Annotated in this window: 17 protein-coding genes and 1 pseudogene; 10 read left to right on the top strand and 8 right to left on the bottom strand. The window is 71.2% G+C overall.

What is annotated here, in order from left to right; genetic code table 11:
• Window positions 1-4: 4 nt before the first annotated feature.
• Window positions 5-745, top strand: a complete 741-nt coding sequence (locus tag EUA06_RS14050) for an NUDIX domain-containing protein (RefSeq protein WP_129476872.1) — start codon at window positions 5-7, stop codon at window positions 743-745.
• Window positions 746-759: 14 nt separating this feature from the next.
• Window positions 760-3,449, top strand: a pseudogene (ppdK, locus tag EUA06_RS14055) (pyruvate, phosphate dikinase).
• Here the strand turns inward: ppdK and EUA06_RS14060 are convergent.
• Window positions 3,450-4,403 carry a co-chaperone YbbN gene (locus EUA06_RS14060; protein WP_129476874.1) on the bottom strand — a complete coding sequence of 318 codons (954 nt, stop codon included), beginning with the start codon at window positions 4,401-4,403 and terminating at the stop codon, window positions 3,450-3,452.
• Between the two features lie 59 nt (window positions 4,404-4,462).
• Between EUA06_RS14060 and EUA06_RS14065 the strand changes: the two genes are divergently transcribed.
• The 3 genes from EUA06_RS14065 to EUA06_RS14075 all read left to right on the top strand — a co-directional run bounded on the left by EUA06_RS14065 (window position 4,463) and on the right by EUA06_RS14075 (window position 6,535).
• The gene (locus tag EUA06_RS14065) at window positions 4,463-5,047 is read left to right on the top strand and encodes a GtrA family protein (RefSeq protein ID WP_129476876.1); all 585 of its coding nucleotides are present in this window, start codon (window positions 4,463-4,465) and stop codon (window positions 5,045-5,047) included.
• A gap of 51 nt (window positions 5,048-5,098) precedes the next feature.
• On the top strand, window positions 5,099-5,818 hold the full coding sequence (locus EUA06_RS14070) for an SDR family oxidoreductase (protein WP_129476878.1): 720 nt from the start codon (window positions 5,099-5,101) through the stop codon (window positions 5,816-5,818).
• A 312-nt stretch (window positions 5,819-6,130) separates the two neighbouring features.
• Window positions 6,131-6,535, top strand: coding sequence for a hypothetical protein (locus EUA06_RS14075; RefSeq protein ID WP_129476879.1), 405 nt, complete (start codon window positions 6,131-6,133; stop codon window positions 6,533-6,535).
• Window positions 6,536-6,726: 191 nt separating this feature from the next.
• On the opposite strand, the gene meaB is transcribed toward EUA06_RS14075, so the two are convergent.
• Window positions 6,727-7,683 carry a methylmalonyl Co-A mutase-associated GTPase MeaB gene (gene meaB, locus EUA06_RS14080; RefSeq protein WP_129476881.1) on the bottom strand — a complete coding sequence of 319 codons (957 nt, stop codon included), beginning with the start codon at window positions 7,681-7,683 and terminating at the stop codon, window positions 6,727-6,729.
• Between the two features lie 7 nt (window positions 7,684-7,690).
• Window positions 7,691-8,875 (bottom strand): acetyl-CoA C-acetyltransferase, encoded by a 1,185-nt coding sequence (locus EUA06_RS14085; protein ID WP_129476882.1) that lies wholly within the window; start codon window positions 8,873-8,875, stop codon window positions 7,691-7,693.
• 115 nt (window positions 8,876-8,990) lie between these two features.
• On the opposite strand from EUA06_RS14085, the gene mce reads away from it, so the two are divergent.
• The 4 genes from mce to EUA06_RS14105 all read left to right on the top strand — a co-directional run bounded on the left by mce (window position 8,991) and on the right by EUA06_RS14105 (window position 13,743).
• Window positions 8,991-9,461, top strand: coding sequence for a methylmalonyl-CoA epimerase (gene mce / locus EUA06_RS14090; RefSeq protein WP_129476884.1), 471 nt, complete (start codon window positions 8,991-8,993; stop codon window positions 9,459-9,461).
• Window positions 9,462-9,570: 109 nt separating this feature from the next.
• Window positions 9,571-10,911 (top strand): crotonyl-CoA carboxylase/reductase, encoded by a 1,341-nt coding sequence (gene ccrA / locus EUA06_RS14095; protein ID WP_129476886.1) that lies wholly within the window; start codon window positions 9,571-9,573, stop codon window positions 10,909-10,911.
• Between the two features lie 148 nt (window positions 10,912-11,059).
• On the top strand, window positions 11,060-12,400 hold the full coding sequence (locus EUA06_RS14100; RefSeq protein WP_129476888.1) for a coiled-coil domain-containing protein: 1,341 nt from the start codon (window positions 11,060-11,062) through the stop codon (window positions 12,398-12,400).
• A 122-nt stretch (window positions 12,401-12,522) separates the two neighbouring features.
• A complete protein-coding gene (locus tag EUA06_RS14105; protein ID WP_165354398.1) occupies window positions 12,523-13,743 on the top strand; it encodes an AI-2E family transporter in 1,221 nt (406 codons plus the stop codon).
• Here EUA06_RS14105 and EUA06_RS14110 read toward each other — a convergent pair.
• The gene (locus EUA06_RS14110) at window positions 13,721-14,710 is read right to left on the bottom strand and encodes an EamA family transporter (RefSeq protein WP_242498160.1); all 990 of its coding nucleotides are present in this window, start codon (window positions 14,708-14,710) and stop codon (window positions 13,721-13,723) included. The two genes, EUA06_RS14105 and EUA06_RS14110, sit on opposite strands and share 23 nt — an antisense overlap.
• 38 nt (window positions 14,711-14,748) lie before the next feature.
• On the opposite strand from EUA06_RS14110, the gene EUA06_RS14115 reads away from it, so the two are divergent.
• Window positions 14,749-15,285: a CGNR zinc finger domain-containing protein gene (locus EUA06_RS14115; RefSeq protein ID WP_129476894.1), complete on the top strand. Its 537-nt coding sequence runs from the start codon at window positions 14,749-14,751 to the stop codon at window positions 15,283-15,285.
• Here the strand turns inward: EUA06_RS14115 and EUA06_RS14120 are convergent.
• From EUA06_RS14120 to EUA06_RS14135, 4 genes are all read right to left on the bottom strand, one after another.
• A complete protein-coding gene (locus EUA06_RS14120) occupies window positions 15,282-16,088 on the bottom strand; it encodes an alpha/beta fold hydrolase (protein WP_129476896.1) in 807 nt (268 codons plus the stop codon). The genes EUA06_RS14115 and EUA06_RS14120 overlap by 4 nt on opposite strands.
• Before the next feature lie 37 nt (window positions 16,089-16,125).
• Window positions 16,126-16,365: a hypothetical protein gene (locus EUA06_RS14125; protein WP_129476898.1), complete on the bottom strand. Its 240-nt coding sequence runs from the start codon at window positions 16,363-16,365 to the stop codon at window positions 16,126-16,128.
• A gap of 29 nt (window positions 16,366-16,394) precedes the next feature.
• Window positions 16,395-17,852, bottom strand: coding sequence for an MFS transporter (locus EUA06_RS14130; RefSeq protein WP_129476900.1), 1,458 nt, complete (start codon window positions 17,850-17,852; stop codon window positions 16,395-16,397).
• A gap of 75 nt (window positions 17,853-17,927) precedes the next feature.
• A complete protein-coding gene (locus EUA06_RS14135) occupies window positions 17,928-18,689 on the bottom strand; it encodes a hypothetical protein (RefSeq protein WP_129476901.1) in 762 nt (253 codons plus the stop codon).
• Window positions 18,690-18,756 lie beyond the last annotated feature (67 nt).

The following is an 18,756-nucleotide window of genomic DNA, read 5'->3' on the forward strand; positions in this document are numbered from 1 at the left end:
TCGGGTGCCCAGCCCGATCTCCGTGACCTCCGGCGACGGGGTCGCCCGACTCCAGTGGGAGGGCGAGGTCAGCACCGACGAGCTCCGGCGCGAGGTCGCGGAGGCGCTGACCGGGCACACGCGGGTGGAGGCCTGGGTCGGGAGCACCGACACCGCGGGCCAGCGCGCCGCGACGTGGACCGGCATGCACCGCGAGGGCGTACGACGCGGGCTGGGGCCGGACGGCGAGCCCGAGGACCGGATCGTCTACGCGCGCCTGGTGACGGACGCTCCCGTCAACGAGCCCGGCGGCTTCCGGTCGCTCCTCAACTCCTTCCTCCCCCGCAAGCGGGCGATCTCGCAGATGCTGGTGCGCGACCCCGAGGGGCGCGTGCTGCTGTGCCAGCTGACCTACAAGCGCGACTGGGACCTGCCCGGCGGGGTGGTCGAGGTCGGCGAGTCGCCGCGCCTCGCCGTACGCCGTGAGGTCGAGGAGGAGCTGGGCCTCGAGGTCGAGCCGCGTGGGCTCCTCCTCACCGACTGGCTGCCGCCGTGGGGCGGCTGGGACGACGCGGTGTGCCTGGTCTTCGACGGCGGCACGCTCCCCGCAGGCGTCCTCGACGAGGTGGTGAAGCAGGAACGCGAGATCCGCGACGTGCGCTTCTGCACCCTCGAAGAGGTGGACGAGCTCGCGGCCGACTTCACCGCCCGCCGCGTGCGAGCCGCGGTGGCGGGCCTGCAGCCATATACGGAGTCCGGCCGCTGAGGCAGGATGCCTCCATGGCGTGGGTCTACGAATTCTCAGAAGGCAACAAGGACCAGAAGGACCTCCTCGGCGGCAAGGGTGCGAACCTCGCCGAGATGACGACACTGGGCCTCCCGGTGCCGCCGGGGTTCACCATCTCGACCGAGACCTGCCGGGCCTACCTCGCCCTCCAGGAGTCGGGCGAGGGCGGCCTGCCGGACGGCCTCGACGAGGAGGTCACCGAGCACCTGGAGGCCCTCGAGGCCGCGATGGACAAGCGGCTCGGCGACGCGACCGACCCGCTGCTGGTCTCCGTGCGCTCCGGTGCGAAGTTCTCGATGCCCGGGATGATGGAGACGGTGCTCAACGTCGGCCTCAACGACACCTCCGTCGGCGGGCTGGCGGCCCGCAGCGAGGACGAGCGGTTCGCTCTGGACTCCTACCGCCGGCTGCTCCAGATGTTCGGCGGCACCGTCCTGCACGTCGACTCCGAGCTGTTCTCGGAGGCGCTCGACGAGGCCAAGAAGGCCAAGGGCACGGAGTCCGACCTCGACCTCGACGCCGACGACCTGCGCGCGGTCGTGGAGACCTTCAAGCAGATCATCAAGGACCAGACCGGGCGCGACTTCCCGCAGGACCCGCGCGAGCAGATGGACCTCGCGATCCGCGCGGTCTTCGACTCGTGGAACACCGACCGCGCCCGTCTCTACCGCCGCCAGGAGCGGATCCCCGAGGACCTCGGCACCGCCGTCAACGTGCAGGCGATGGTCTTCGGCAACTTCGGCATGGACTCCGGTTCGGGCGTCGCGTTCACCCGCGACCCCGCCAGCGGCGCCCAGGGCGAGTACGGCGACTACCTCCAGAACGCGCAGGGCGAGGACGTCGTCGCAGGCATCCGCAACACCGTCAGCCTCGCCGACATGGCCGACATCGACCAGAAGTCGCACGACGACCTGATGGCCATCATGACCCGCCTCGAGCGGCACTACCGCGACATGTGCGACATCGAGTTCACGGTGGAGCGCGGCAAGCTGTGGATGCTCCAGACCCGCGTCGGCAAGCGGACCCCCGAGGCGGCGTTCCGGATCGCGGTCCACATGGTCGACGAGGGCCTGATCCAGATGGACGAGGCGGTGCTGCGGGTCACCGGCGACCAGCTCGCCCAGCTGATGTTCCCCCGCTTCGACGAGAAGGCCGAGCGCACCCTCCTCGCCAAGGGCATGAACGCCTCACCCGGCGCGGCCGTCGGCAAGGTCGTCTTCGACTCCGACACCGCCGTCGAGTGGGCCGAGCGCGGGGAGGACGTGATCCTGGTCCGCAAGGAGACCAACCCCGACGACCTGCGCGGCATGGTCGCGGCCCGCGGCATCCTCACCAGCCGCGGCGGCAAGACGTCGCACGCCGCCGTCGTGGCTCGCGGCATGGGCCGCACGTGCGTGTGCGGCGCCGAGTCGCTCGACGTCGACACCAAGGCGAAGCAGTTCCACGTGCGCGACGGCGAGACGGTCAGCGAGGGTGACGTCATCTCGATCGACGGCACCACGGGCGAGGTGTTCGCCGGAGCCGTCCCGGTGGCCGACTCCGTCGTCGTACGCCACTTCGAGGGCGAGAAGCTGGACGACGACCTGGCCCACGCCGTGTCCCGCATCATGGCCCACGCCGACGGCGCCCGCCGACTGCGCGTGCGCACCAACGCCGACACCCCCGAGGACGCGGCGCGTGCCCGCCGCTTCGGCGCCCAGGGCATCGGGCTGTGCCGCACCGAGCACATGTTCCTCGGCGAGCGACGCGAGCTGGTCGAGAAGCTCATCGTCGCCGAGGACGAGGCCGGCACCGAGGCGGCCCTCGACGCGCTGCTCCCGCTGCAGCGCCAGGACTTCACCGAGATCCTCGAGGCGATGGACGGGCTCCCGGTCACGATCCGGCTGCTCGACCCGCCCCTGCACGAGTTCCTGCCCGACCTCACCGAGCTCAGCGTGAAGGTGGCCGTCGCCGAGGAGCGCGGCGAGGTCGACGAGCACGACGCCACCCTGCTCACCCACGTGCGCCGGCTGCACGAGTCGAACCCGATGCTGGGCCTGCGCGGCGTCCGGCTGGGGATCCAGATCCCCGGCCTGTTCCGGATGCAGGCCCGCGCGATCGCCGAGGCCGCCGCCGACCGCACCGACGCGCACGGCACGCCGCGCGCGGAGATCATGGTCCCGCTGGTCGCGAGCGTGCGCGAGCTGGAGATCGTCCGGGCAGTGCTCGAGAAGGAGATCGCGGAAGTGCAGGAGTCCCGCGGGGTCACCCTCGACATCTCCATCGGCACCATGATCGAGCTGCCCCGCGCCGCGTTCCTCGCCGACCGGATCGCGATGGCCGCTGACTTCTTCTCCTTCGGCACCAACGACCTCACGCAGATGGGCTGGGGCTTCTCGCGCGACGACGTCGAGGCGGCGTTCTTCTCCCGCTACTTCGAGCACGCCATCTTCGACGTGTCCCCCTTCGAGACCCTCGACCAGCTCGGGTCGGCGGGATGGTCGAGATGGGGACGACGAAGGGCCGCGAGACCAAGCCGGACCTCAAGGTCGGCGTGTGCGGAGAGCACGGCGGCGACCCGCGGTCGGTGCACTTCTTCGACCGGATCGGCCTCGACTACGTCTCGTGCTCCCCGTTCCGCGTGCCGGTCGCCCGGCTCGAGGCCGGACGCTCAGTCCTGGAGCACCGCGGCGAACACCACTGATCAGAAGAGCGCCGACGCCAGGTTGCGACGACCCGCCAGCACCCGCGGGTCGTCGTTGCCGACGGCGGCGAACAGTCCGAGCAGGTGGTCGCGCGCCTTCGTACGGTCGGCATCGGTGGTGCGGGCGACCAGGTTCACCAGCCGGGTGAAGGCGTCCTCGACGTGGCCGCCGAGCATGTCGAGGTCGGCGACCATCGTCTGCGCGTCGACGTCGTCGGGCTGCTCGGCCGCCGCGGCGCGCGCCGCGGCCAGGTCGACACCCTGGGTGCGCTGCATGACCTTGGCCATCGCGAGCCCGCCCGCGGCCTCGACGTCGGCCGGGTTGGCGTCCAGCAGCTTCTGGTACTCCCGCACGGCACCGTCGATGTCACCGGCGACCAGCGCGTCCTGGGCCGGGGCGTAGCGCGGGTCGATGGTCTCCTCCTCGCCCTCGGCCGCCGGCGCGGCGCTCGAGCGCGGCTGGTGCCGCCCGGCGATGCCCTGGGCGGTGAGCTGCTGGCCGACCTGGTTCAGCGCGGTGCGCAGCTCGTCGATCGGCAGCGGGTCCTGCAGGAGCGGCATCGGCCGGCCGTCGACCACCGCGACGACCAGCGGGATCGACGGGATCTGCATGGCCTGGGCGATCTGCGGGGCCGCGTCGATGTCGACGAGGCCGAGCAGGAAGCGCCCCTCGTGCTCGTCGACCACGGTCACCAGGTCGTCGGCGAGCTGGCCGCTTTCGGGCATCCGGGTGCGCGAGTAGAAGGCGAGCAGCACCGGAGCCGTCATCGACTGCTCGAGCAGGCCCTGGAAGCTCTGCTCGTCCACCTGCACGCTGTACGACGACCCGGCGGGCGCCGGCGTGCTGCTCGGCGCGGCGCCACCGGGACGGGCCGGTGCGCCCGCCCGGGGGGCGGGCTGTCCCAGCCCGGAGAGGTCGATGGCACCGGGACGGCTGAAGGGCTGCTGCGTCATGGGGTCAATCCTAGGGAGAGTGCCCACGCGCGTACGCCGGGGTGGGTAGCCTCGGCCGCATGGCATCGCGGGGCAGCGCGCTCTACGTGCGCCACCGGCGGAATCTCGGCCTGTTGGCGCGCTTCGGCGTGGTCGGAGGCTCCGGTGTCATCGTCAACCTGATCACGCTGGTTGTCCTGCGCCGGTTCGGACCGCACTTCGACGACGCGGTCGTCGGGCTCGGCAGCTCCGGCTTCAACCTGCGCTGGTACCACGTCTTCTCCACGATCGCGTTCCTCGTGGCGAACCTGTCCAACTTCCAGCTCAACCGCTCGTGGACCTTCCGCAGCAGCCGCGTGTCGGGCTGGTGGCACGAGTACTGGCCGTTCCTGGCGGTCGGCTTCGGCGGCCAGGTGGTGGGCCTGGCGATGCTCACCCTGCTCATGCACCCGCACTCGCCCGTCAGCCTGCCGACCGACGTGTTCGACGACTCCAGCGGGCTGCGCAACCGCCTCTACTGGTCCCAGCTGATCGTCATCGCGCTGGTCATGCCGGTGTCGTTCGTCTTCAACAAGCTGTGGACCTTCGCGGCCGTCCGGACCGGTCGACTCGACCTGGCGGACCCCCTGTTCGAGGAAGACCTCCGAGTGGGACCTCACCCCTAGGCGTGGTAGAACACCTGATCGGGGCAGGCCACGTCGACGGGAGGCGAAGCCATGACATCGGGGTCCTACGACTTCGCCGGTTACCAGGTGCTGGTGGTGGGCGGCACCCGCGGTGAGGGACACACCATCGCGACCGCCTTCGCCGAGGCCGGCGCCTCCGTGACCGTCACCGGCACGATGATGCTCCGCGAGCTCTACGACACCGACCTCTCGCCCTTCGACTACGAGTCGGTCAACCTCGCCCGCCAGGACTCGATCGACCACCTCGCGGCGATGGTCGACCACCTCGACGTGCTGGTCCTCGCCGCCTCGGCCAACCTCCCCTACGCCCTGCCGCCCGACGAGCACGCGTTCATCGCCCAGGCGGCCCGCTCCGGCCTGCTGGGGCCGACGTTCCTCACCACGCGGCTGCGCCTCAAGCTCAGCCAGAGCCCCGCCCTCGGTGGCGGCTGCGTGGTCAACACCGGCGCCGTACGCACGTGGCTGGAGCTGTCGAGCACGGCCGACGAGGCGCAGGCGCAGGTCATCGAGTCCACCGCTCGCGCCGGCGAGCAGTGGGCCGGTCTCGGCGTCCGGGTCAACTCGGTGCTTCAGACGACCCGCCCGGTGCTTCCGCGGCAGTACGCCCCACGCGCCGGCAGCCGGGTGGCCGGCACCACGCTCGTGCGCGAGCAGGGCACGCGGGCCGGGGAGTCGGTGGCCGCCTCGGCCCTGTTCCTCGCGAGCAGTGCGGCCTCGCGGATCACCGGGCAGACGCTCCGCCTGGGCTGACACCCACGCGGAGTACTAGCCCAAGTGGGTGGTTCTGGAGTCGGCGCGTCGAAGTTGCCGCCCGACGAGCTGCGACCCGGTTACGGTTCGTCCACAAAAGCAACACATTCGACACATCTCGAGGCGTGGGGCCTCAGTCGGTTGCTTGTGACGGTGAAGGACGTGCTGGTGACTGCTCAAGGAATCACAGCGCAATCGCGGCGGCAAGCATCAGCGTGGCGGGGCCGGGCCTCCGACCATCGACGTGAGCAGGTGAGAGCCCGCGGCCCGATGCCGGTCCCGCCCACTCCGACGGGTCCCCTCGACGCGGGCATGGCCCCCGCGTCGAGCCTGGCGAAGGCCCTCCCCTCCATCGATGCGCAGTGGGCTTCGCTCGTCGACGTCCTCGATGCCGTGGACGCCCCGGCCTACGCCCTGCTGTCGACCGAGTCCGGCTTCCCGCTCAAGGCCCACGGCTACGGCGTGCGCGACCTGGTGACGGCGGTCCGTGCAGCCGCCGGGACCTTCGAGGCGCGACGCGCCGAGATCGTGGTCGCCGACGACGTGGCGACCCTCGAGCTCGACTCGGGCACGACCCAGACCGTCATCGCAGCCATCTCGTCGAGGCGCGGCCAGCACCTGCTCTCGGTGACCGCGGAAGGGGTCAGCATGCCGGTGCTGCGTGCCTGGACCCACCACACGGCCACGAAGTTCGGCGCCCTGCTCGATCGGCCCTAGGAGCGCGGAGGGCAAAACTTCGAGAAACATCCTCAGATTGGTAACAGATTCCCCTCTTGACGGTTACGTTTTACACACGTCGGACACAGACCCCTCGTGAGAGGTTCGGCAATTCCCCACCCTGGACCCCGCTCACGAGCCGTAACCCCACAGCATCAGGCGGCTCGTGGGCGGGGGGTCCGAGCTTCGTCTCAGGTCCCGGCAACGATCTCGTCGGCCGCGGCGTAGGGGTCGACGTCCCCCCGGGCGACACGCTCGGCCAGGGCATGGAGGTCGGAGCCGCCGGCCCGCTCCCAGCGCTCGCGCACCGCGGCGAGGGCGATCGCCTCGACCTCGCTCCGCGCCCGGTCCGTACGTCGTCGCGCGAGCTCGCCCGACTCGGCGAGCCACGCGGCATGGCGGTCGACCTCGGCGAGCAGACCGTCGATCCCCTCCCCCGTGCTGGCCACCGTCTGCACGACCGGCGGTCGCCAGGCGCCCTCGGGGCGCTCGGCCATCGACAGCATCGTGCGCAGCTCGCGGCGGGTGCGGTCGGCGCCCTCGCGGTCGGCCTTGTTGACGGCGTACACGTCACCGATCTCGAGGATCCCGGCCTTGGCGGCCTGGATGCCGTCGCCCATGCCCGGCGCGAGCAGCACCAGCGTGGTGTCGGCGAGGCCGGCCACCTCCACCTCGCTCTGCCCGACGCCGACGGTCTCCACGACCACGACGTCGCAGCCTGCGGCGTCGAGCACCCGCACCGCCTGCGGCGTCGACCGCGCCAGGCCGCCGAGATGACCACGCGCGCCCATCGAGCGGATGTAGACCTCGGGGTCGAGCGCGTGGTCGCCCATCCGCACCCGGTCACCGAGCAGCGCGCCGCCGGAGAACGGTGAGGACGGGTCGATCGCCAGCACGCCGACGCGCCGGCCGTCGGCACGCAGGGCAGCGACCAACGCATTGGTCGACGTCGACTTGCCGACGCCGGGGGCACCGGTGATGCCCAGCACGTGGGCGCGCCCGGTGTGGGCGCGCAGTGCTGCCATCACCTCGCGCAGGACCGGCGAGTCGGTCTCGACGAGGGTGATCAGGCGGGCGACCGCTGCGGCCTCGCCGTCGCGAGCGCGCGCGACGAGGTCGGGGACCGACGACGCGCCCCTCCGGGTCACGCCAGCCTCAGGACGCGGGCACGCGGACGATCAGGGCGTCGCCCTGCCCACCGCCACCGCAGAGCGCGGCCGCGCCGACGCCGCCGCCGCGGCGCTGGAGCTCGAGGGCCAGGTGGAGCACGATGCGAGCGCCGGACATCCCGACCGGGTGGCCGAGGGCGATCGCGCCGCCGTTGACGTTGACCTTGTCCTGGTCGACGCCGAGCTGGCGCGCCGACTCGATGCCGACGGCCGCGAAGGCCTCGTTGAGCTCGAAGAGGTCGATGTCGGACACCGCGATGCCCTCCTTCTCAGCCGCCTTCGCGATCGCGTTGGCCGGCTGGAGCTGCAGCGAGGAGTCGGGCCCGGCGACCTGTCCCGAGGCGCCGATCTCGGCGAGCCAGGTCAGGCCGAGCTCCTCGGCCTTGGCCTTGCTCATCACGACCACGGCGCACGCGCCGTCGGAGATCTGCGAGGCGGAGCCGGCGGTGATGCTGCCGCCCTTGGCCACCGGGCGCAGGCCGGAGAGCGACTCGACGGTGGTGTCGCCGCGGATGCCCTCGTCCTCGGCGACGGTGATGTCGCCCTTCCGGCTCGGGATCGTGACCGGGACTACCTCGTCGTCGAAGACGCCGTTCTTCCAGGCGACGGCCGCGCGCTGGTGGGACTGGGCGGCGAAGGCGTCCTGCTCCTCGCGGGTCAGGTTGGCGCCCGCCGCGTTGCAGCCGTCGGTGAGGCTGATCATCGCCTGGTCGGTGAACTGGTCGTAGAGCGCGTCGTAGGCCATCGAGTCGACGAGCGTCGTGTCGCCGTACTTGAAGCCGTCACGGCTCTTCGGCAGCAGGTGCGGCGCCTGGGTCATCGACTCCATGCCGCCGGCGACAATGATCTCGTGCTCGCCGGCGCGGATCAGCTGGTCGGCCATCGCGATCGCGTTGATGCCCGACAGGCACACCTTGTTGATGGTGATCGACGGGACGCTCATCGGGATGCCGCCCTTGACCGCGGCCTGGCGGGCGGTGATCTGCCCGGCGCCGGCCTGGATGACCTGGCCCATGATCACGTAGTCGACCTGCTCGCCGGTGACGCCGGCCTTCTCGAGGGCGCCCTTGATGGCGACTCCACCGAGGTCGGCGGCCGACTGGTCCTTGAGGCCACCCAGCAGGCGGCCGATCGGGGTGCGGGCTCCGGCGACGATCACTGATCCAGTCATGGGGCCGACGATACCCACCGGCGTACGTCCCGCGGCAGGGTCTGTGACGCCCCCGCCGTGAGGCACACGTCACACCCCCTCGCGCCCCCGGCCCCCGGAGTGCACGATGTGGCCCATGAGCGCCGCGACCGACCTCCCCGACGACGTCCGCCACCTGTTCACCGCCATCGACCACGTCGGGATCGCGGTGCCGGACCTCGACGAGGCGATGGCCTTCTACCGCGACGCCTACGGCATGCAGGTCCTCCACGAGGAGGTCAACGAGGAACAGGGCGTCCGCGAGGCGATGGTCGGAGTGGGCGACTCGGGCTCGTGCATCCAGCTCCTCGCCCCGCTCACGCCCGAGTCGACCATCGCGAAGTTCCTCGACCGCAACGGCCAGGGCATCCAGCAGCTCGCGTTCCGCGTCGACGACGTCGAGCACGTCGCCGAGGTGCTGCGCGAGCGCGGCCTGCGCCTGCTGTACGACGCCCCGCGCCGCGGCACCTCGGCCAGCCGGGTCAACTTCATCCACCCCAAGGACGCCGGTGGCGTGCTGGTCGAGCTGGTCGAGCCGGCCCCCGCGGGCCGGCCTGCCGACCACTGAGCGACGTACCTCACACCACTCCCCACACGAGGTTACTCACCGGTACGTTGAGCCCGATCGCGACACCGATGCCTCATCGCCACTGCCCCACAGCCAGCAGGAGACACCCGTGCACCACATCCTCGAAGCCATTCAGTCCGACAGCGCCACCGCGGAGGACTTCGCCTCCCTGGAGCTCCCGGAGTCCTACCGCGCCGCCTTCGTGAAGAAGGAGGAGGTGGACATGTTCGAGGGCCTCACCGCCAAGGAGAAGGACCCGCGCAAGTCACTCCACGTCGAGGACGTGCCGCTGCCCGAGCTCGGTCCCGGCGAGGCGTTCGTGGCCGTGATGGCCTCCGCCATCAACTACAACACCGTGTGGACCTCGATCTTCGAGCCCGTCTCCACCTTCGGCTTCCTCGAGCGCTACGGCCGCAACAGCGAGCTCACCAAGCGCCACGACCTGCCCTACCACGTGGTCGGCTCCGACCTGGCCGGCGTCGTGCTCAAGACCGGCCCCGGCGTCACCAAGTGGAAGCCTGGCGACCGCGTCGTGGCGCACTGCCTCTCGGTCGAGCTCGAGGGCCCCGACGGCCACAACGACACGATGCTCGACACCGAGCAGCGGATCTGGGGCTTCGAGACCAACTTCGGCGGCCTCGCCGACGTCGCGATGGTCAAGGCCAACCAGCTGATGCCCAAGCCCGAGCACCTCACCTGGGAGGAGGCCGCCTCCCCCGGCCTCGTCAACTGCACGGCCTACCGCCAGCTGGTCAGCAAGAACGGCGGCGACATGAAGCAGGGCGACAACGTCCTCATCTGGGGCGCGTCCGGCGGCCTCGGCGGCTTCGCGACGCAGTACGCCCTCAACGGCGGCGCCACCCCGGTCTGCGTGGTCTCCAACGAGGAGAAGGCCGCCATCGCCCGCAGCATGGGCGCCGAGCTGATCATCAACCGCTCGGAGGAGGGCTACAAGTTCTGGAACGACGAGAACACCCAGCAGGACCCGAAGGAGTGGAAGCGCTTCGGTGCGCGCATCCGTGAGCTCACCGGCGGCGAGGACATCGACATCGTCTTCGAGCACCCGGGCCGCGAGACCTTCGGCGCATCGGTCTTCGTCACCCGCAAGGGCGGGACGATCACCACGTGCGCCTCGACCTCGGGCTACATGCACGAGTACGACAACCGCTACCTGTGGATGAACCTCAAGCGGATCATCTCGAGCCACTTCGCCAACTACCGCGAGTCGTGGGAGGCCAACCGCCTCATCGCGAAGGGGAAGATCCACCCGACACTGTCGCGGACCTACACGCTCGAGGAGGTCGGCCAGGCCTCGCTCGACGTCCACCAGAACGCCCACCAGGGCAAGGTCGGCGTGCTCTGCCTGTCCCCCGAGGAGGGCCTCGGCGTGCGCGACCACGAGATGCGCGCCCAGCACGAGACCGCGATCAACCGCTTCCGCGGCGTCTGACCCCACCCCTCCGGCGGTGAGCCGGAGATTCCTCACACCCCGGCCGGGCAATTGTCCCGCGAGCCGGGGTGTGATGTTTCCGGGGCATCGGCAAGACTGGGGCCGTTCCGCCGAAAGCGCCGTACAACGTGAGAGTGGGTGTCGCTGCATGAGCTCCGACCAGGGCCTGTCCATCTTCGACGACGAGCCGGAGTCCGGCGACGACGCGGGTGAGGAGACCCAGGTCATGCCGGTGACGCCGAAGGAGCAATCCGCGGCGAAGGCGCCTGCCACCGCGCCGACGCAGGCCGAGAAGAAGGCCGAGCCGACGTCGAAGGTCGAGCCCACGAACGAGCCGACACCCGAGCCGGCCGCCACGGAGCCCGTGCGGCCCCCTGCCCCGGCGAAGCCGTCCGTCGACGACCAGCCCACCCTGCGGGCGCCCGTGGTCCCGCCCGCAGCCGCACCTCGTCCGGCAGCCCAGGCCCCCGCGACCCGCCCGCCCGTGGTGCCGGCCGCAGCCCCGCTCCCGGTCGTCCGCCGCGGCGGCTACGACAAGACCGCCGTCGACCAGCGCGTCGGCCAGCTCCAGACCGAGAAGTCCGGTCTCGCCACCAGCCTCGCCAGCAGCGAGGAGCGGGTGATCGAGCTCGAGCGCGAGCTCGACCGGCTCCGCACGGAGCTCGAGGAGAACACGAACCCGACCTACGCCGGCCTCGGTGGCCGCGCCACGTCGATGCTCAAGCTGGCCGAGGAAGAGGCCGGCGACGTGCGCGACGCCGCCCGCCGCGACGCCGACGACATCCGGGCCCAGGCCGAGCGCGACGCGAAGAGCATCCGCGCCGACGCCGCTCGCGAGGCAGACGACATGCGCCTGGTGCAGCTCAAGGAGCTCGACGAGATGCGGGCGCGGATCACGGCCGACGCCGAGACCGAGCGCAGCCTCGCCAAGGCCGAGGCCGAGGACCTCGTGGCGGCCGCCCGCCGCGAGTCCGACCAGCTGCGGCTGGCCGCCCAGCAGGAGACCAACGAGGTGCGGGTGACCGCCACCCGGGAGGCCGAGCAGGCACGCGCGGCGGCGGACCGCGAGGTCCAGGAGGCACGCCGCACGCTCGCGGTGGAGAAGGAGCGCCTCACGCGCGAGGCCGCCGAGCACCACAGCAACGCGACCGCGGAGACCCAGCGGCTCGTCGCCGAGGCCGAGCAGCGGGCGACGGCGGCCGAGCAGCGGGCCCGCGAGGCCACCGCGCAGGCCAACACCCACCGCCAGCAGGCGCAGAGCGAGGCCGAGGGCCTGCTCTCGCGCGCCCGGCGCGAGGCCGAGCAGGTCGTCGCCTCCGCCCGCACCCAGGCCGACTCGATCGGCGCGACCCGTGCCGCGGAGGCCGAGCGCGAGCTCGCCAACATCCAGGCCGAGGTCGACCGCATCACCAAGCGCCGCGACGCGATCACCGCCCAGCTCGGTGCCCTGCGTGACGTGGTCGCCGGCTTCGCCGAGGACAAGCCCTGAGCTGGCGCGACCGGCTCCGGGAGGCCACCGCCTCCCGCGACACCGCGTCCGACACGAGCAGCGAATCCGTACGAGAAGCCGTCCGCAACGCCGACCTCACCGACCCCGTCGAGGCCCCCGAGGTGCTCGAGGCGGTGGTCGAGCAGGTCAGCGACGACGCCGACCGGGCCGAGGCGGCGGCAGAGTCCGCCGAGGAGTCGGCCAGGACGGCGGCCGAGATCGCCGACAAGATCGACGACTCGACCGACCTGGTGGTCGACGAGTCGACGCCCGCCCCCTACGTCCCGGCGGAGCCGGAGACCTCTCCCCCGCTCCTGCTGCGGCACTCACCCTTCAAGATCGGGTTCTTCGGTGCGCTCGGCGCCGTGATCGCCATCTTCCTCACCGAGCAGGTGCTCAGCATCTCCTCGGTGCTGATCCTGCTCGTGATGTCGATGTTCCTCGCGATCGGGCTCAACCCGGTCGTGGAGTTCTTCATGCGACGCGGTGTCCGCCGCGGGCTGTCGGTGCTGCTCGTGCTCGTCGCGGTCATCGGGGTGCTGACGCTCTTCGTCGTCGCCATCGTGCCCGTCATCAGCGACCAGATCGCTCAGATCACCCGCAACGCACCCGGGTGGCTCGACGACCTGCAGGCCAACGGGCAGGTCCAGAAGCTCGACGACCAGTTCGACGTCATCGCCAAGGCGCAGGAGTACATCCAGAACGGCGACTTCGGCCAGAAGGTCTTCGGCGGCGCCCTCGGCGTCGGCCTGCGCGTGCTCTCGGCCGTGACCAACAGCCTCATCGTCATCGTCCTGATGATCTACTTCCTCGCCTCGCTGCCCAGCATCAAGCACGCGGGGTACTCCCTCGCACCGGCCTCCAAGCGCCCGCGCGTGAGCGAGCTCGGTGACCGGATCATCCGGGCGACGGGCGCCTACGTCGCCGGCGCCTTCCTCGTCGCCCTCTGCGCGGGACTGAGCACGTTGGTCTTCTCGTTCGTCATCGGTCTGGGCGACTACGCCTTCGCCCTGGCCTTCGTCGTCGGGCTCTTCTCGCTGATCCCGATCGTCGGTGCCGTGGTCTCCGGGGTGATCATGACGCTGCTGGCGCTGACGATCTCGCCGACCGTCGCGCTCGTGGCCCTCGTCTACTACCTCGCCTACCAGCAGTTCGAGTCCTACGTGATCTACCCGCGGATCATGAAGAAGTCGGTCGACCTGCCGGGCTCGGTGACCGTGGTGGCCGCTCTCGTCGGCGGATCGCTGATGGGTGTCATCGGCGCCCTGCTCGCGGTGCCCGTCGCGGCCGCTCTCCTGCTGCTGCACCGCGACGTCTTCCTCAAGCGGCAGGACGCTCGCTGACGGGCTCCGGGTCGGGCAGCGGCTCCGCGAGCAGCGGCGCCCGCCCCTCTCCCAGCTTGACCACCACGACGCCCGCGAGCACCAGCACGCCACCGGCCAGCTGGATGCCGCGTGGCAGCTCGTCGAGCAGCAGCCACGCCCACAGCACCGCGGCCAGGACCTCGCCGAGGGCGACGAACGAGGCCAGCCGGCTGCCGAGCCTGCGGCCGGCCGCGATGCCGGTGACGTAGGAGAAGGCGGCGGTCACCAGGCCCAGCGCGACGACCGGGATCCACCAGGCGACGGTGCGTCCGTCGTAGACCGCGTCGGCGGTCGACGCGTGGAACGGCAGCACTCCCGACGCACCGGCCACGAGCAGGACGAGGCCGCCCACGAGCAGTCCGCCGGCAGCCAGGGTGATGCCGGGCAGCCCGTTGTCCTCGTCGGCGGAGATGATGAAGTACGTCGCCGCGCCGACCATCGCACCCAGCGCCCACAGCACGCCGACCGTGCTCAGCTCCGCCCCGGAGACCACGTCGAGCACGAGGACGAGCCCGGCGGCGGCGATGGCAGCACCGAGCAGCGTGACGCCCGACGGGCGGTGCCCGTGGCGCAGCCACAGCCAGACGACGACGGCGACGGGCGCGGTGTACTCCAGCAGCAGGGCGACGCTCACCTGCATGTAGGAGACGGCGTAGAAGTAGCAGAGCTGCGCTCCGGCGACGGCCGCGATGCCGTAGACCGCGATCAGCCCGGCGTTGGTCCGGACGAGGTGCCACCGACCGCGCAGGGCCAGTGCTCCGGGCACCACCAGCACGGCGGCCGCGATCGCGATGCGCAGCGCGACCGTCGCGCCCGCGCTCCATCCGGTGTCGAGCAGCCCGCGCGCGAGCACCCCGGAGAGGCCGAACGACGCGGCAGAGGCGACGGCAAGCAGGAGCCCCGTCGTCGTCCGGGAGGTTGCCGTGTCATGTGTCAAAGCCGTCACGGTCATGACACTAGGAGGGGCTCAGGTAATGTGTCAACATGCTTTTCACGGATGACACGGACGCCGCCCTCCAGGCCGCGGTCGCCCTCGTCAACTCCTCCGACGAGCCCGGCGACCCCCTCGGCTCGGTCGACGACCTGTCCGCCTTCCTCGCCTCCTGGCCCTACACCGGCCGGCTCGACGCGACCGAGGCCGAGCTCGACGCCGTACGCCGTCTCCGTCCCGCACTCAGGGCCCTCCTCCTCGCCGAACGCGACGAGGCCGCGGAGATCGTCAACGGGATGCTCGCGAAGGCGAGTGCCCTCCCCCAGCTCCAGCGCCACGACCACTGGGACTGGCACGTCCACGCCGTCGCCCCCGACCGTCCGCTGGAGGAGCGTGTGGTCGTCGAGACGGCGATGGCGATGATCGACGTGATCCGGGCCGACGAGATGTCGCGGCTCGACCGCTGCGCCGCCGACGACTGCGACGACGTCGTGCTCGACCTCTCCCGCAACCGCTCGCGCCGCTACTGCTCGACGACGTGCGGCAACCGGGAGGCCGTCGCGGCCTACCGCGCCCGCCAGAGGGCCTAGGCGCCGGCCGCGGCCCCAGGTGGGGAGGGCAGGAAGCGCCGCAGCACCTCGAGGAAGATCGCAGGCTGCTCGGAGTGCACCCAGTGCCCGGCGCCCTTCACCAGCACCCGTCGGTTGCGCGGGAACCTGCGGTCCATCTCGGGCGAGTGCGCGTCGTCGATGTAGTCGGAGTCGGCACCGCCCACCCACAGCACAGGGCCGTCGTACGTCGCCTCGCCCAGCTGGTCGGCCGGCCAGCCCGTCAGGCCGTCCATCGACGCGCCGAGCAGGTCGAGGTTGACCTGCCAGTGCCAGCCGTCGTCGGTGCGGCGGAGGTTCTGCAGGAGGAAGCTGCGCACGACCGGGTTCGGCACCGGCTCGCGCAGCGCCTCGTCGGCCTGGTCGCGGCGCTCGAGCGACGTCAGGTCGAGCCCGCGCATGGTCTCGATGTAGCCGACGAACTCGCGCCCGCTCGGGTACGCGACCGGCGCGACGTCGACGACGACGAGCCGCTCGACGAGCTCGGGGTGCCGCAGCGCGAGGCACATGGCGATCTTGCCGCCCATCGAGTGCCCGACGAGCGCGACGGGCTCCTGCGCCGACCACTGGCGCAGCTCGGCCGCGACGAGGTCCGCCAGCTCGACGTAGTCGAAGGTCTCGGTCCAAGACGACCGGCCGTGGTTGGGCATGTCGAGCAGCAGCACCCGGTGGTCGGCGCTGAGCGCCTTGGCGGCCTGCGTCCAGTTCTTGCCCTGCCCGAAGAGGCCGTGGCAGAAGACGATGCGCGACCCGGACGTGCCGAGCTCGGTGCGGTGCAGGCTCACCGGGTCATCCTCCCGCACCGGTGACGGCGATCCGACGTCAGGTTGCGACGACCTTCCCGTCGTCCGTGGTGTGGACCATCCCGTCGCTGGCGGCCAGGGCGAGCGCGCGGTCGAACCTGTTCTCCTCCCACCAGCGTCCACCGACCACGTCGCGCAGTTCGTCGGGCGTGATCGGTCCGTGCGCCTCGAGCGCGCGGACGATCTGGCCGATCTCGTGGAAGACCTGCCGGTCGCGTGGACCCTCCGTGGACGGCTTGGGCGGCGGCATCGGGGTCATGGTCGTCTCCTCTCGTGTCGTGACGGAAGTCAGGCGTGCGCGGGTTGGTCCTCGGCGGTCAGCGGCTGGGCGATGTCCTCGAGCGACTGCCCCTCCGCCTTGATCCCGAGGACGATCTCGGCGATGCCGCCGGCGATCATGAGGGCGGCGCCGATGAAGTAGCCGATCGCGATACCGGTGATGTCCTTGGCCTCGCTGGCATTCTCGATGAGGCGACCGAAGAGCAACGGGCCGGTGATGCCGCCGACCGCGGTGCCGATGGCGTAGAAGAACGCGATGCACAGCGCCCGCGTCTCCATCGGGAAGATCTCCGAGGCGGTGAGGTACGCCGCGCTCGCGCCGGCCGAGGCGAAGAAGAAGATGACCGCTCCGAAGATCGTCAGCGTCACGGCCGTCAGGCTGTCGAGCATCGTGCCGGCGATCGCGAGCAGCACGCCGGACAGGATGTAGGTGCCGGCGATCATCTTGACCCGGCCCACCGTGTCGAACAGCCCGCTGAGCAGCAACGCCCCCGCGAAGTTGCTGGCAGCGAAGATCGCCAGGAACCACCCGGTCTGCGTCACGTCGAGGAACGTGGTGAGGGTGTCGCCGTAGGTGAAGAAGAACGCGTTGTAGAGGAACGCCTGGCCCACGAAGAGCGCGAAGCAGAGTGCCGCGCGGCGCGGGTACAGCGTGAAGACGGTCTTGGCGATCAGCGGGAGGCTGATCGTCTTGCGCTGGCGGATCGTGATCGTCTGGTCGACACCGTGGAGGCTCTTGCCCGTCTCCTCCTCGACGGTGTGCTCGATGTCCTTGACGATGCGCTCGGCCTCGTCCTCACGCTCGTGGATGAAGAGCCAGCGCGGGCTCTCCGGCACGTGGCGGCGGACGATGAGGATGCCCACCGCGAGGATCGCTCCCAGGCCGAAGGCGATCCGCCAGCCCCAGGCCGGGTCGACGAGCTGGGGGTCGAGCAGCGGGATGGTCAGCAGCGAGCCGAGCGCAGCACCGACCCAGAAGGAGCCGTTGATCGCGACGTCGACACGACCGCGGTACTTCGCCGGGATGAGCTCGTCGATCGCGGAGTTGATGGCGGCGTACTCCCCGCCGATGCCGGTGCCGGTGAGGAAGCGGCAGGCGAAGTACCACGCGGGGTTCATCGAGAAGGCCGTGAGCACGGTGGCGACGGTGTACACGGCGAGGGTGATGAGGAAGAGCTTCTTCCGGCCGAACCGGTCGGTCAGCTGGCCGAAGAACAGCGCGCCGATGCACGCACCGGCGACGTACATCGCACCGGCCAGGCCGACGTCGGCGCTGGAGAGCCCCAACCCGGTGCCCTCGGGCTTCAGCGCCGCGGACATCGACCCGACGATGGTGACCTCGAGGCCATCCAGGATCCAGACGGTGCCGAGGCCGATGACGACCATCCAGTGCCATCGGGCCCACGGCAGTCGGTCCATCCGGGCGGGGATGTCAGTGGTGATCGTGCCTGTTTCGACTCCGGCCATGTCTCGCGACGCTAGACCCGCCGCTCAGAGCCCTCCACACCCCTGTGGGCGAAGGTCCCTCGCAGGGGTGAGGGCTCAGAAGTCGAAGCCGTCGAACAGGCCGCCGATGCCGTCGCCGATGCCGCCGAACATGTCGCCCAGGCCCTCGCCGATCGCCCCGATGCCTTCTCCGATGCCGTCGAACCCGCCACCGAAGAGCATGCCCATGAACACCCAGTCCATCGGTCCGAAGCCGCCGAAGTAGCCCTGGGCGTAGGGCTGGTAGGCCCGGCCGCCCTGCCAGTAGGGCACGCGCTTCGAACCGACCATCACCTTGCGGATGTCGGGCTCGGCGCCCGCACGGACCCGCTCGACGTCGAGCGCACAGGCCGGCACGTCACGCGACGCACCGCCCGGCGGGGTCCACGGCACGTCGGCGACGGACATGCCGTGGCGGGGGTCGAAGAAGCAGGGCGGGCGGCGCTGCGGCAGGGGCTCGCCGGCCACGCGGGCGCGGACGCACGCCATCGCGTAGCGACCGTCCTCGAGGATCTCCGTCACGTGTCGTACGTCGTCGGGGCGGGTGAGCGCCGCGGCTGCCGTCTTCGCCGACTCGTAGGCGTCGAGCGCCCGCTGGTAGTCGGCGTTGGCGCCGGGGTCGAGCTCCTGGCCGGCGAGGTCGATGTCGAGGTCCTGGAGCTCGACGCCGAGGGCGGTGACGTCCTCCTCGGCGAGCCGCTTGACCGGCTCGACCTCGGCCTCGGCGCGGGCCAGCTCACGCCTCTTGCCCGTCTTGCCGGCGACCACCGCGACCGCGGTGAGCCCGCCGAGGACGACCAGCACGAGCACGAGTTCCATGGCCACAGCGTACGCAGCGGCGGCAAGGCACCGCCGTCCCGGACGCGGCGACGCGGGCGCTGCCCGC

It is taken from the genome of Nocardioides glacieisoli, from assembly GCF_004137245.1.
Taxonomy (GTDB): domain Bacteria; phylum Actinomycetota; class Actinomycetes; order Propionibacteriales; family Nocardioidaceae; genus Nocardioides; species Nocardioides glacieisoli.

What these genes read in the sequence shown, in the direction of transcription:
- EUA06_RS14085 (WP_129476882.1), bottom strand. Translation starts at nt 8,875, where the DNA reads ATGACTGGATCAGTGATCGTCGCCGGAGCCCGCACCCCGATCGGCCGC.
- EUA06_RS14115 (WP_129476894.1), top strand. Translation starts at nt 14,749, where the DNA reads ATGCTTTTCACGGATGACACGGACGCCGCCCTCCAGGCCGCGGTCGCC.
- EUA06_RS14125 (WP_129476898.1), bottom strand. Translation starts at nt 16,365, where the DNA reads ATGACCCCGATGCCGCCGCCCAAGCCGTCCACGGAGGGTCCACGCGAC.
- EUA06_RS14075 (WP_129476879.1), top strand. Translation starts at nt 6,131, where the DNA reads ATGGCCCCCGCGTCGAGCCTGGCGAAGGCCCTCCCCTCCATCGATGCG.
- mce (WP_129476884.1), top strand. Translation starts at nt 8,991, where the DNA reads ATGAGCGCCGCGACCGACCTCCCCGACGACGTCCGCCACCTGTTCACC.
- EUA06_RS14100 (WP_129476888.1), top strand. Translation starts at nt 11,060, where the DNA reads ATGAGCTCCGACCAGGGCCTGTCCATCTTCGACGACGAGCCGGAGTCC.
- EUA06_RS14130 (WP_129476900.1), bottom strand. Translation starts at nt 17,852, where the DNA reads ATGGCCGGAGTCGAAACAGGCACGATCACCACTGACATCCCCGCCCGG.
- EUA06_RS14135 (WP_129476901.1), bottom strand. Translation starts at nt 18,689, where the DNA reads ATGGAACTCGTGCTCGTGCTGGTCGTCCTCGGCGGGCTCACCGCGGTC.
- EUA06_RS14065 (WP_129476876.1), top strand. Translation starts at nt 4,463, where the DNA reads ATGGCATCGCGGGGCAGCGCGCTCTACGTGCGCCACCGGCGGAATCTC.
- EUA06_RS14070 (WP_129476878.1), top strand. Translation starts at nt 5,099, where the DNA reads ATGACATCGGGGTCCTACGACTTCGCCGGTTACCAGGTGCTGGTGGTG.
- EUA06_RS14060 (WP_129476874.1), bottom strand. Translation starts at nt 4,403, where the DNA reads ATGACGCAGCAGCCCTTCAGCCGTCCCGGTGCCATCGACCTCTCCGGG.